The sequence below is a fragment of the Mucilaginibacter frigoritolerans genome, assembly GCF_007830615.1.
GTDB lineage: Bacteria > Bacteroidota > Bacteroidia > Sphingobacteriales > Sphingobacteriaceae > Mucilaginibacter > Mucilaginibacter frigoritolerans.
In genome coordinates this window covers 374485-388843 of record NZ_VLLI01000004.1, presented here as the reverse complement: position 1 = coordinate 388843, position 14359 = coordinate 374485, and the positions used below count along the sequence as shown (strand labels likewise).

Annotated in this window: 7 protein-coding genes; 6 read left to right on the top strand and 1 reads right to left on the bottom strand. The window is 38.1% G+C overall.

All coding sequences use genetic code 11. The features are described from left to right. On the bottom strand, window positions 1-971 hold a 971-nt coding region (gene istA / locus JN11_RS09190), incomplete at its 3' end, for an IS21 family transposase (RefSeq protein ID WP_144911868.1). A 778-nt stretch (window positions 972-1749) separates the two neighbouring features. Between istA and JN11_RS09185 the strand changes: the two genes are divergently transcribed. From JN11_RS09185 to JN11_RS09160, 6 genes are all read left to right on the top strand, one after another. Beyond that, window positions 1750-3045: an autotransporter outer membrane beta-barrel domain-containing protein gene (locus JN11_RS09185; protein ID WP_144911866.1), complete on the top strand. Its 1296-nt coding sequence runs from the start codon at window positions 1750-1752 to the stop codon at window positions 3043-3045. Between the two features lie 67 nt (window positions 3046-3112). Beyond that, complete coding sequence (locus JN11_RS09180) at window positions 3113-6871, top strand: hypothetical protein (protein ID WP_144911864.1); 3759 nt, start codon at window positions 3113-3115, stop codon at window positions 6869-6871. Window positions 6872-6896: 25 nt separating this feature from the next. After that, entirely contained in the window at window positions 6897-10511 is a 3615-nt protein-coding gene (locus JN11_RS09175; protein ID WP_144911862.1) for a DUF6443 domain-containing protein, read from the top strand. Between the two features lie 426 nt (window positions 10512-10937). Further along, entirely contained in the window at window positions 10938-11516 is a 579-nt protein-coding gene (locus tag JN11_RS09170; RefSeq protein ID WP_144911860.1) for a hypothetical protein, read from the top strand. 590 nt (window positions 11517-12106) lie between these two features. Further along, a complete protein-coding gene (locus JN11_RS09165; protein ID WP_144911859.1) occupies window positions 12107-12823 on the top strand; it encodes a hypothetical protein in 717 nt (238 codons plus the stop codon). A gap of 559 nt (window positions 12824-13382) precedes the next feature. Further along, a complete protein-coding gene (locus JN11_RS09160) occupies window positions 13383-14312 on the top strand; it encodes a hypothetical protein (protein ID WP_144911857.1) in 930 nt (309 codons plus the stop codon). The last annotated feature ends 47 nt before the right edge of the window (window positions 14313-14359 follow it).

Genomic DNA, 14359 nt, shown 5'->3' with positions numbered 1-14359 from the left:
AACTGGTAACGCAGGACAGGCAGCGGTGACAAGGTCCCACGCTCTATCTCTTCAAACTGTAGTATCCTGCTGTAATTGCGGCCTTTAAGCAACTGGCTGTTATGGGCTTCCAGGGCCTGCCAGATCGCTGTATTGAGTTCTGTTAAAGAATGGTAGATATGCTTGTTTAAAGGGGCGTATACCTTGGTATAAATGATCTTAACCGCACCTTCTACCAATGCCTTGTCGCGTGGGCGGTACGCCCGCGCCGGTAATATGGTAGTGCCATAATGATCGGCAAAGTCTTCAAATGTTTCGTTCAGGGTAGGTTCATAGCGACTGCTTTTGGTTACCGCCGCCTTCAGGTTATCCGGCACAATGGCGGCAGGAACGCCCCCGATGAAGTGCAGGGTATTCTCACAGGCCGCGATAAAGTCTTCCTTTTGCTGGCTCATAACAGCCTCTACATAGGTGAGCTGGCTGGCACCAAGGATTGCTACAAAGACCTCTACTTCAATGACTTCACCGGTTTCCTTGTCCGTATAGCTCATCTTTTCACCCGCAAAATCGACGTACAGTTTGTCTCCGGCCTTATGATCCATGTGCATGGTCGGATTGACCTTGGTCTTCCACTGGTTGTAATACGTGCAAAACTGAGTATACTTATAGCCCTCGGGGAACTCCTTGATATAGGCTTCCCACAAGATCTGCCGGTTCATACCAGTCTTTTTAAGCTCTTTATCGACGTGGGGGAAGCAGCGCAGCATGGATTGCATACGGCTGCTTGGCTGGTTGTTTTCCCTGGTCTTGCCGAAAAGGTCTTCCAGTTCCTTATCATTCAGGTTATTAACTTCGTCAAAAGTAAAGCCGCTCTTCTTAAGGACGGCCAGGTACTTTCTTACGGTATTCCGGGATGAATCAATCTGGGCAGCTATAAATCGCGTGCTGCGACCCTGGCTGTTCATCCTTAAAATCTTTCTAATCTTACTCATGCTGATTGTCAAATTGGCCATCTTAGAACGGGTCTTTTGCCCTCAAAAGATGGTTGCTTCTACAGAATTTGCTACGCGTTTTGGTGGGTCAGTTTGCCCCGAAATGCCCTGGTCAGTTTGCCCCGAAACAGTGGGTCAGCTTGCGCCGAAATGGTGTGGTCTCATTCATCATAATCTCCACTCATTGTTCTTGTTCTGTGCCAAGTCTTGTGCAACTTCATTGTGCGAATTATTAAGCACTTTTTTAAATGATACTGTTCAAACACCTTTAGTAGAGGTGTTTTTTTTGTAAAAGTTTTTATGAAGGTACATGGAATCGCCCAGTTATTTACAAATTAACAAATGCGTAAAAATACGTTTGCATTATTGTGGACCGTACAATATCTTAGCAAAAAATCCTAATAACTATTTATTAAATCCGTTATCACAAGAAATGAGAATCTTACATACGTTTCCCCACGCTTATTATATTGACTTTCAACTGGTTCTCAAATTTCCACTATGCCTCTAGCAAATAGCATACAGTTACCTGAACTTTTTCAAATAGATTTATGATGCTAACAATTGTCAAATATATTTTGAATAAATAGACATCACCTGAAATCTCTATTGATGGAAATGAAAGCCCAATGTTTTACTCTCTCCTCCTGAAAAAATATAGCTATCAATTGTCATTACTTGGAGAGCATGATGTTAAATCAATCTGAAGAAAAGAATCATAAAAATAACCCCATTTTCTATAACACTAATATCTTATCAACCACTTAAATAAATCATTGTGAAAAAATTACTACTCATCATTACAAGCATTATGGCTTTATTACAGGTTTCTTATGGTCAGAATATCCTACCCGATACGGGATTTGTCGGCCTGGGTACGACATCTCCAGTAAGTTTATTACATATTTCTTCTACAGCAGCCTTCCCTTTAACTATTAGTACCACTGCAACCACCAATCCTACTGTGGGATTTAATTTCATGAATGGAAATTCTATGCCTATGGCAAGCATTAAGGCCTATTATGCTAACGGTGTTGGTAGCGGCAGTAGTTCAAACCAGATCCTTTCATTGGCAGTTCCCTATACCAATGCATCCGTTAACATTGGTAATGGATCCGTGGGGATCAATACGGCGGTACCAATAAGTACCCTAAGTAATATTCCTAATACTTATAGCGGTAGTTTGGGGGATGCAAATGGTCTGGGTATTGGTAATAGCTCTTTTACTTGGTTAAATAACAGCGGAGGCTATGCAGCCATATTTACCAATAGTCAAACCGGCGCGTATACCGGAGGTTTGTTGGTAAAGACCAATTCAATCGATCCAGCATCTTATATCACCAGGTTAGAAAGTGGAGGATTTGCTCGGTTGGCAGTCCGTTCAGATGGTTATGTAGGAATAGGAACTGCTAGCCCTCAGGCCAATTTGCATCTTATGGGTACATTATTGAGTTCGGGCCCTTACGGCAATCTAGATCCGAACAATCCGGCAAATACATTGGCCTTTTTATCCAATAGTGGTCAAATGCTGATCGGATGGAACCGGTCGTCAGGCGTTGGCGAAACTGATTTTATTGCCAATCCGGGAGCCGGCACTACTGGCGGTTTTGCATTTTATAATCATCCTAACACGGGTCCTGAAACACAACTTATGTATATCATGGGCAGTGGCAATGTACTTATTGGTAAAAACACCCAAGGTAATTCTTCTTATTTACTGGATGTTAACGGCACTATAAGAGGTAATGGAGTAGTGGTCAATACCACAGGCGCCGATTTTGTGTTTGAACCTTCGTATCACCTACATTCGTTAACCTACCTCGCAAAATATGTCGGTAAAAATCATCACCTGCCGGAAGTTGAATCTGCCAAACAAATGCAAACAGATGGTTTGAATGTAGGTGAGAATCAAACAAAACTATTACAAAAAGTAGAGGAATTGACGCTATATCTGATAGAAAAAGACAACGAAATAAAAAAAGAGCAGCAGGTTAATCAGGCACAACAAGCGCAAATAAACCAGCTCAGGGAACAGCTAAATGCCATTGCTAAATCATTAAATAAATCGAAGTAGTGCAAAACAAGGCACAATAATCGAGTCATAAAAGTGATTGCATATTATTAATTCACATACATTACACATGGAATTGTACATTCATAAAAGGTATATATACCTATTATTTCTAATACCTTTTTTTACGATACTGGTTGATAAAAGTTTTGCCCAAAATACAACCGACGCGAATGCAAACTATATCGAATTTGATATCAAGAAAACGGTTCCAACCTCACCGGAAGCAGCAATGTTAGGTAGGTTTGGAGATATTCCCATTGGCTACTATACGGGCACTGCTAATATTTCGGTCCCATTGTATACAATCAAAGAAGGTGATTTAACTATTCCAATCAATTTAAGCTACCATGGTTCAGGAATTAAGGTGGAAGATGAGGCGACATGGGTGGGCTTGGGCTGGAGTATGGAACCAGAGGGAGCGATAATAAAAATAATAAATGGTAAGGATGACAATATAACAGCAGATAATTTACCATTTATTGACGCTACCGGCTATCAATACTTATTTTCTAGAAATGATACTACTACTGTTCCTGGAACAATCTATTCGCAGACAATGGAAGTAGGTACTTCCATGTGGGTTTGTGACGGTAGTGGCACAGTATTCTCCGGTCCTAATGATTCGGCTCCAATATTAGGGGCGATAATTGCCGGGCAAGGTCAGCCTGATATTTATCAATATAGTCTCCCTGGTGGTACTTCAGGTAAATTTTACATCAATCCCAAAACCGGGTTGCCTGTTTTGATCGATAAAAAAGATAGTCTAGTTGTTGAAACGCCAGCTTCAACCAACCAGGGCGGATGGATAATAAAAACATTAAATGGCGACAAATATCTATTTGCATCTCAGGAGACATCATATACCGATAATTTTACAAATTATGGTGGAGAGACCTGGAAACTTACCCAAATTACATTAAGTAACGGTAAAATAATCAATTTCTCGTATGCTGTTGGGGGATATTCGTCAATTTCCTATAATGAGACTTATCACGATCCCTATTCATATCAGCCAATAGCAATTAATGATTATGGTGTGGTAAAGCATTTTGCTTTCCCTGAAAACACGACTCAGATATTAACGCAAATTAAAACTGATAATGTAACTGTTAATTTTAACCTTGGTAGCAGACAGGATATCAGTTCAGGGGGTAATCCAGGCGGACCACAATATAGTCAGAAACAAGTAAATTCGGTAGATATTGTCAGTACTGTGACAGGGCAGACGATAAAGTCTTTCGATTTTAACTATAGCTATTTTAACAGTTCTGCTGATACGTCGTACACCTATCTTAATTATTCATCAACTTCGGCATCTCTTCCTGTAACGTCTACAGCACGTTTAAAACTTGACTCGGTTAAAGAAGTCGGGTATACATCGGCAGGTTTACCTGTTTATAATCCCCCCTATGTATTTACTTATAACACATCAGTGGCATTTCCCTCTAAAGCATCCTTTTCAAGAGATTTCTGGGGTTACTATAATGGGGTTATAAATAATAAGCTACTTCCTAATTTAAATTATTTTTATTATTCCAATTTTAACAATTATAAAAGTGTACCTCCTGCAACATTAAACGCTTTTGTGGGGGCAAACCGAACCGTAGATACCAATTTTATGAAGGTCGGTATTTTAACCTCCGTCAAATATCCAACAGGAGGCTATACTACATTCAAGTATCAAGCCAATGATTTCTCAAACTACAGCTATCCTGATGTAAATGCTATAACAAATAATTCAACAACTATCCGGGTTTCAGATCAGAATAACAGCACGGATGTCAAATCCGCAACATTTACGCTGGCTACCAATCAAACAGTACAATTTAATAATTATGTAGAAGGAGGGCCAACACCGACAGCACCTTCATTTTCTGCAATTCAACCCTCAACTATAACGTTATCCAGTACGGTAAATGGTGTAACCAGTATAGTAAAACAGTGGACGGTAACCACAAATGCCAACGAGCAGGCTTATGATGCAGGCAATGACGTAATTTCATGGCTGAATGACCCTGTTAACTTAGTTGCAAATACACCTTATACCATTTCCGTTGAGTTACCAGACGCTTTAGGACCCCAAAACACTGCAAGTGCCCAGGCAGTAGTGTTGTCTACTTTTAGTTATTACTCTCCAGCCACAAACGCTCCGCAATTATCATATGGCGGAGGTTTACGTGTATCGACAATAACGGATTATGATAACACAGGGGCTTTAATAAATAATAAGGTACTTAAATATATTAATACAGATGGGACATCTTCTGGAAAACTTATGTCGAATCTGAATTTTTTATATGCAAGAAATATTTTAAGTTCGCTCCAAACCGGAGATCTGCAAACCGGTGATGGGTCTTCATTCCAAGCTTTTGCTGCCTTGCAAACTGTTTGGTATGTCAGTTCTCAGAGTGCTATTCCTTATTCTAACAGTGCTGGCGGTAACCCTGTAGGATATTCAAGGGTTGAAGAAATTAATACAGGTCCAAACAATACCACCAATGGCAAACATGTTTATTATTATTTTAATACGCCAGATCAAACAAAGGTTAATAATCCCAATGTCCCCGATTTAAGAAATGGTTTAGTTGCCGAAGAGGATATTCTAAAAGCCAACGGTGACACCCTGAAAAAAATAACCAGCTTTTATAGTGATAACAATCTATTAATAAATCCCAAGGGCAATAGTTTTACAGGAGTCAAGATATTTAATAATTTCATTGGTCCGGATCCTTGTTACAAATTTGAAGAACCAATAAATGGGGAATATAATTATGACCCCACTACCATGCCCAATAAATATGAGATTGATTTCTACCCGATCAAATCTTCCTGGAATTTATTAAACAGTAAACAAACCAAAGATTATAATAGCAACGGCATTATCACTACAACAGAAGGCTATGTTTATAATAATATAGGACAACTAGTAAGAGATAGCATAACCAATAGCAGAGGTGAAATTTTAACTACTTACAACAAATTTCCCAATGATGCAGATACCATTAATAATCTTACTAATAAACAGTTGGTTGATTCAAGTTTTTATGATCATATTCTGGAGCAACACAAGCTCAATAATGAGGTCGAAACCTCACAGGTTAAGATTAATTATGCAATTATTAATAATCAATTGGTAAGAAGCGAATTAGATCGTTCTTATAATGGAAATCCATTATTTACTGATGTTATTTTTAATCAATACGGGCCAAATAAGAATATTCAGCAGGTATCTGATCGGGGTATGAAGCCTTCTTCGATTATATGGGATTATACCAATACCTACGTAATAGCAGAAGTGAATAATGCTAATATTGTTGATATTGCCTATAGCAGTTTTGAACCCAACCAGTCTGGAAACTGGCTTATAGATCCATCTGCTAAAGCAAATCCTGTAGGTATTACTGGAAGTTACTCATGTACCTTAGCAGGTGGTACAATAAGCAAATCAGGGCTAACAGCCTCTAAAACCTATGTTGTTTCATATTGGACAAATACTGGCACGCCTTTAACTATCGCGGGAACCGTTTCTGGGTATCCAAAAATGGGCCTCACCTTAAATGGATGGACCTATTATGAATATCTGGTTACCGGGCAAACTACTATTACCTTAAGTGGGGGCGGCACCATTGATGAATTGCGTTTGTATCCTTTGGGAACAGAAATGACATCATATACCTATAATCCACCAATTGGTATAACCAGTATGATTAATGCTAAAAGCCAGATTAATTATTACGAGTACGATAGTTTTTTACGCTTGATGAATATCAAAGATCAATACGGCAATATTATTAAACATACCGATTACCACTACCAGGGACAATAAACATCAACCTTAAAACCTATCATCAATGTTTATTAAAAAAATAAATTTACCAAAGCGGTTAAAGTTTTTAAGTGCATCTTTAATTGTGATAATATATTATGCAGGCAATTTGCAGGCACAGACCCTAGTGACTGCACCTATGACAGGTACGCCAGCAGCAGGGACATATTACAGCGGCAGCAGTATCGTACTAAACCCTAATTTTAGTTTTATCGCTTCCTCAGGTCAGAGTTTAAAATTGTATATACAGACCGGTGGCTGTTTCCCGCTGAATACCAATTTTAGCGCTAACCAAAACTACATTCTCACCACCACACCAAGAGTGAGTGGTTACCTAAATGCCAGCAGCCTTTCGGGCCAGGGTACTTGCCAGCTTATGCAAACTGTTCAATACATCGACGGGCTTGGGCGTCCCATCCAAACCGTACAGGTAAAAGGGTCACCAGCGGGCAACGATATTGTTCAGCCAATTGCTTATGACCAATTTGGCAGAGAGTCTATCAAATATTTGCCCTATGTCTTAACCGGCGCCATGATAAGCGATGGAAGTTATAAAGCGACAGCCTTAACGGATCAACCTTCTTTTTATACCGCTCCGCCAACTGGCGTGAGCACAATTACAACCCCACAGTCGGTGACTGCGTTTGAACCATCTCCATTAAATCGAACAATAGAACAAGGAGCACCTGGTGACGCTTGGCAACTGACAGGCACAGTAGTGACCACGCCGAATACAATTTCCGGCCATACAGAAAAAATTATTTATGCCAGCAATGACAGCATTAATTATTGGGCGAAGCTTTACACAGTGAACATAGATGCCAACGGTAATCGAATCCTGTTATGTCCGGGGTCTTACGGTAAAAATCAATTGTATGTGACCGTGTCTCAGAATGAGAATTGGATGAGTACGCAGACTGCTCCTAATACAATAAACGATCCGCGATTAAATACCACAGAGGAGTATAAAGACAAAGAAGGTCACGTCGTTTTAAAACGGACCTATAACTACGCAGGCAGTATTCAAATCCTAAGTACCTACTACGTCTACGATAATTTGGGCGACCTTGCTTTTGTGCTGCCGCCGGGTGCGAACCCCGATGCGGGTTTAACCAGTGCCGGTAACCAGGCAACGCTGAATAATTTATGCTATCAATATGGTTATGATGGACGAAATAGGTTAATAACCAAACAATTACCTGGAAAGGGTGCGGAGGAAATGGTATATGATCAAATTGACCAATTGTTATATAAGCGAGATGCCAACCAGAAAAATCTTGGTCAATGGGGATTTACAAAGTATGACGGGCAAGGACGGGTAATAATGACAGGTATTACGATAGATACAAGTTCGAGGGTTCCCTTACAGAACTATGTGACCAATATGATCACCCTGACAGATACAGTTAGCCAATGGGAGGTACCCGCTACCACTAATGGTATACAAGGTTATACCGATACGGCATTTCCATGGGGAAACAATCAAATTCCTCTCGTGGTAAACTATTACGACGACTATACTTTTCAGGGACAGCCAACAACTGTTGTAACTCCTGCGGGGGCCAGTACTATGACCAGGGGGTTGTTGACAGCTGCAAAGACAGCAGTACTAAATACAGTAAGCAATCCGGCAAGCCCTCCTGATATGCTGTGGACGGTTCATTATTATGATGACCTGGGGAGGACTACGCAAACCTATGCGCAACATTATCTCGGAGGCGTTTTGAGCCCATATAATTACGATGTTGTTACCAACACGTACGATTTTACCAATGAAGTAGTTGGTACTACCCGGCAGCATAATGCTGTTAACGCCAATAATACAGGCTCAACCATTAATGCCACCATCGTTAACAGCTATGTGTATGACCATATGGGGCGAAAAACGCAAACATTTGAAAGCATCAACGGAGGGACTAATGTATTGCTTTCCCAAATTGACTATAATGAAATAGGTCAGATAATGACCAAGCACCTGCATAGTACGAATAATGGAGCGAGCTTTTTGCAGGCTATTGCTTACACCTATAACGAAAGGGGCTGGCTCATTGGTAACACGGCACCACTATTTTCGATGCAATTGCAGTATAATACGAACCCCAATAATATTTCGGGTTTTACGGCTCAATACAATGGTAATATTGCCAATCAAATTTATACTTCCTATAATCAACCCGCTAAAAGTTTTAACTACTTATATGATAACCTAAACAGGCTGACAAGCGGCACGTCCAGCGATAATTATAACGAGAGCGGGATCAGTTATGACTATGAAGGTAATATTATGAGCCTGCAGCGTACTTATAACAGTACGACGCCGATTGATAATTTGATATATAATTATGTTAATAGCAGCGGAAATACTACCAACCAGATACAGGGTGTCAATGATTTGGCCACGGATAACAGTGCGCACGGTTACAGGCCAGGAAATTATACGGGATATCAATATGACGCGAATGGGAATATGACGGTTATGCCTACTCCGCCTGACGGCACTCCTGCAGCGAATATTAATATTCAGTATAACCTGCTTAACCTGCCGCAAAACATTACAGGCGGCAGAACCATTACCTATACCTATGATGCTGCAGGCAATAAATTGCGAAGGATAAGTGCCAATACCGGAAGTACTGACTATATCAGCGGTATTGAATATGACCAGCCAAGCGGTGCAAGTAGTTCAACCCTTAGCTTTATCCAAACAGAAGTGGGCAAGGCTGTACCTATCAGTTCCGGCGGGTATGATTATTACTACTACATGGGTGACAATCTGGGGAATACTAGGGTAACTTTCGATACCAAAACAGGTACAGCAGCGGTGTTACAGCAGGATGATTATTTACCATTTGGATATGAAATATCAAGAGGTACAGTAACCAGTCCTAAAAATGAATATCTTTACAACAAGAAAGAGTTACAGGAGGAGTTAGGGCAATATGATTATGGCGCGCGGTTCTATGATCCTGTAATCGCACGATGGTCTGTAATTGATCCTTTGGCCGAGAAGGATAGGCGACTTTCCGGTTACAACTATGCATTCGACAATCCAATGCGTTTTACCGACCCTGATGGGATGTGGCCAGATTTCGGTGCAATAAAGAAAAAACTAAAAGACTCATATAATAAGGCGGTTGCAGCCACAGAAAAATATGTAAGTCAACATTCCTTTTCAGTAGAAGGAAAACTAACCCTTGGAGTGCAAATAGGTGTTAAAACACCAATGGTTTCAGCTGACGCTTCCGCGTTATCTGTAAATTTAGTTACATCTAAAGAATCTCTAACAAAAGGGAAATATCAAGGGTCCGCAAAGGTCGGCTCAATGGAATATCAAAGCAAAGATAAAAAGTGGACAAATTCAGGTTTTATGCAGATGGAAAATAAAATAGGTGTTAGCTCGGGACCACTGGCATTGGAGGCGGGAGCAGTTAGTAATGTTACAGCAGGTAGCGAAATTAATGTAACGAGTACTACTGGTTATACAAAATTTGGGGCGACTTTACCGGGCGATGGCACAGCGACTACAACTAGAGAGTATAAAAACGAAAACAGTCCTAATCATACAACTACAGACAAAACCGAATATATCTTTGGTGCGAAATTGTTTCTCGGAATTGAAATTACTGTTAAAGCGCAATAAATGAAAAGGCTTCTTGTTGAATTAATACCGTTAGGTATATTTATTGTAGCAGTACTGTTAAAATTAATAAATATTCCTTATCAATCATGGATAATTTTCTTTGATGGCTTCTTACTGATGATAATGTATATGTTGCTTTCATTTTGGCTTTTCGAAGATTCCGCAATACGGATAATATATAAAGTCTTGATAGGCTTCGTCTATATGTTTACAATTTTGGTCTTTATGTTCTTGTTGTTTAACCTATATGGAGTTTTATTAATCGTAGGGGCAGGTTATACAATTTTATTATGTCATTTACTGAATTGTTTATTTAAAATTAAGACACCATTCTATAAGCAGCATTTCTATAGAAGTATGCTTTTCTTGATAATGCTAACCCTAATTTACATTCGCCATTATTATTATTAAAACTAGTAACCTCCTATGAAATTGACTAATATTTTAGTTCGAGTTAAAGATTATCAATTGTTTTTGATATTCCTTGTTTCTGCTTTGTTAGCGTCCGGTTCAGTCCTAGGGAGAATTGTAGGGTGTTTGTCCTTTTGTGTGTATATAGTTTGGATTTATTCTATTGGAAGCTTGATGAGAGAATTAATTCCAAATAAATTGAGACCGAAAATTACCTATTTTAGGATGAGCTGCCTAGTTCTTATTGTTGGCACTATAGTAATACTGATGATATTTGGCGGATATTCAATTAATCAGGACAACTATAAGAATTATGGAAAGTTGTTTTGGGTGTTTTTATTTATACAGCTATTTTTAATGTGGAGTTTGATCTACATAGTTTATTTTGCTGCAAAAATGTTGATGTCAATAGTGGAAGGAGAAATAGTAGATTTCAATAAAAGTTACAAATTTTTTTTTGCTATTTGGATTTACCCTGTAGGATTATGGATTGTTCAACCTGCAGTTCAAAGGATATTGTCACAATCAGCAGGCCAACGGAAAAAAATGACTATTGCAAACGATAGTGAAGAGGAGCCTAATCCTTTACTTTAACTGGTCAAGGGGTGCAATTATTAGTGCCTGGTAAATAGTAAAGAGAGAAGGAAGCATTTTAAGTTTTCCTGATATTGGTAGTTTTAAGTTGCCACACAAAAAACACCAATGAATAAAAGTACTTTTTTATGGGACAGCCAATATCCGCTTAGTTATTTCGATTTATATGCCTAGCTGGTCAAGGTTTGCAAATCTTAACCTAAAATGCTTAAGGTTGTATTTAACACTATTGTAAAGTCTGGCCCAGCGCCAGACTTTACTTTTTATAAACCAACCTAGTTTTAGGGCCGTATTAAGCCATCAATAGAGTAAAGAATGCCTTCTCTGCTTTTTTTAGGCAATTGTTGAATGCCTAATACCTTTTCAAAGAGTATTGATCCACATTAAGGCCTGACGCTTACCTTTTAGATTTTCCTTGATGCGATTTTATTTTCCAAAATTCCATCTAAAATTAGTTTATTTGGGGATATGGTTTTTAAAAAAGAGCTGCACACACTTTGGAATAAATTAACTTCGGACATCACAGAAATTCCTGAAATTTTAAAACCTTCCTATTTCCCCGGCTTAGATGGGCTAAGTGGATAAAACAGGTGAAAGTGCCCCCGGTTCGCCACCTCAAAAAGGCCCCCTTTGCCGCGTCAAGTAAGTGCATTTTATTTGTTTGTTGTTTTTGTTTTAGCTATATAGCTAATGGACAAGAGCTTAGTGAAAAAAATCGGGCTCTTATTTCAGAGAATATAATTGCTTACCGTTTTAGATATGGACAAAATTGGGAGCTAAAATTACTAAACAAACAAGTTCTGACAAAAAATACCATGTTCTTTAGAGATTTATGGACAAGCGAAAAAACTGCACTGCATATTGAGGTATCAAATGTGAAAATCGATTACCCGAATAATAAATTTCATTTTTTTTACATAGTGTTGCGAAATTTATCTTTTCCTGATGATACCTTAAGAGATCAGTATCATTTCCTTTTTTTATCTGGTCAAGATTACTTAGTTGGTATAAATAATATAACTGATACACCGATTTTCTTAAGTGGTGATTTCTTTTTATCTTCTTATGCTTCTGATTTTCAATTAGACAAAAGTAAACCGAAATCTTTTTATGATTATTTATATATAAGGTATTTTAACATGTCGATAACTAATATTAAATTCTATAAAATAAAAAACAAACACATTTTATTTTATGCGGATTTTAATCTCCAAAACGAAAATCGGAGGATTATTATTTCAGTTAATGAAGATAATTATGACGAGGTAGAATATAAGTTCAAAGATAAGTTTAAGATTACAATGTAGGGATCTAATTATACTTAATCACCAATAGAACACAAGGTTGCAAACTTGATTCTATTGGTGATTAAGCTTATAGTCAACATTGTAGCAGAACTGGGCCCACGGTTAGTTTTTTTGTTGTTCAGATGCCCTTACTTCTTATAAGCCAACCTTGTTTTAGCATGTTGAATGAGGTCATCAATGAGTACAAGATATACTCACGATCAGGAAGTTGTTGAATGCTAACACCTTTTCATTCATAAATTTATTCGCCTTTTTGTTCTTATTTGCATTGGGACTGAATCAATTTTGATTGAAGTCGCGATTTCACATGGTGGTATACAATGAATAGCCCATTTAATGCCAGCGAAGACCGTAATTTAAAAACTGCGGATAGCGGGCATGTCGCAACTATCTTCATTCAAGTGTCGATATTTGAATAAGAGAGAGTGTGTCAATGGTGGTAAAACATTTTGTATTTAGCAGATAAACCAGGTTTTTGCCACTCATCTTTCTATGATATTGTTATAATTCTTTTATTTTTGTCGGCTGTTGCCGGGTACTCTTTAGCCGACCTTATTTAATGAATGACAAAATAAAATTTGTAAAAAGCGCTTTCTACATATCATTATTGCTCTTTATATTGGACTATGGTATCGGAAAAACGTTAAATTATTTATACTTTAGACAAGTAGGAATTGATGATCGCACTACCACATATGTAGCAGATCATTGCAATCAGGATTTACTCATATTTGGCTCATCTCGGGCTTGTCAACACTATATTTCTAATGATATTGCAAAAAAAACCAATTTAAGCTGTTTTAATGCCGGATTAGCGGGATATAATATTTTTTACTCCTATGGACTGTTGAAATGTGTTTTGGCTCGCTACACTCCAAAAGTAGTCATTTTGGATCTCCTTCCAGAGGAATTTGATGTTAATGAAGTTTATCACGACAGGATAGCTGCTCTGTTGCCTTACTATCAAAACCATAAAGAAATAAGGGATGTTATTAAATTAAAGTCGCGATTTGAAAATATAAAATTGTTATCAAAAATTTATCCTTTCAATAACCTTGTTTTGGAAACAATAAGCAAAAACCTTCACAGGTATAGTCCCAATGAAATTACAAAAAGGGATCAAAATGGTTTTGAAGCTAACGATGGAGTCGTTGATGAAAAAGGAGATAAATTCGTTAATACTGATTTTGATAGTTCTCCATTGGACAGTGATGCCGTGAATACCTACAAATCATTTATTAATGACTGTTTAAGCCGCCATATAAAACTTTATATATTTGTTTCCCCTATATTAGTGGATTTTAAACTAAAGCGGCCGTCAACAAAGCTAGCGGCAAAAATTGCGGCCATTAATAAGGTTCCTTTTTTTGATTATTCCGATTCCGTTCGATTTAAAAACAAAAAGTATTTTTATAACCTTGGTCATTTAAATGTAACCGGAGCTAAAATCTACACATCTACAGTCGAAAATATTCTTGTTAAATACTAAATTCCGATGATAATCATTACATCGATGATTTTAAATTCAATTAATTA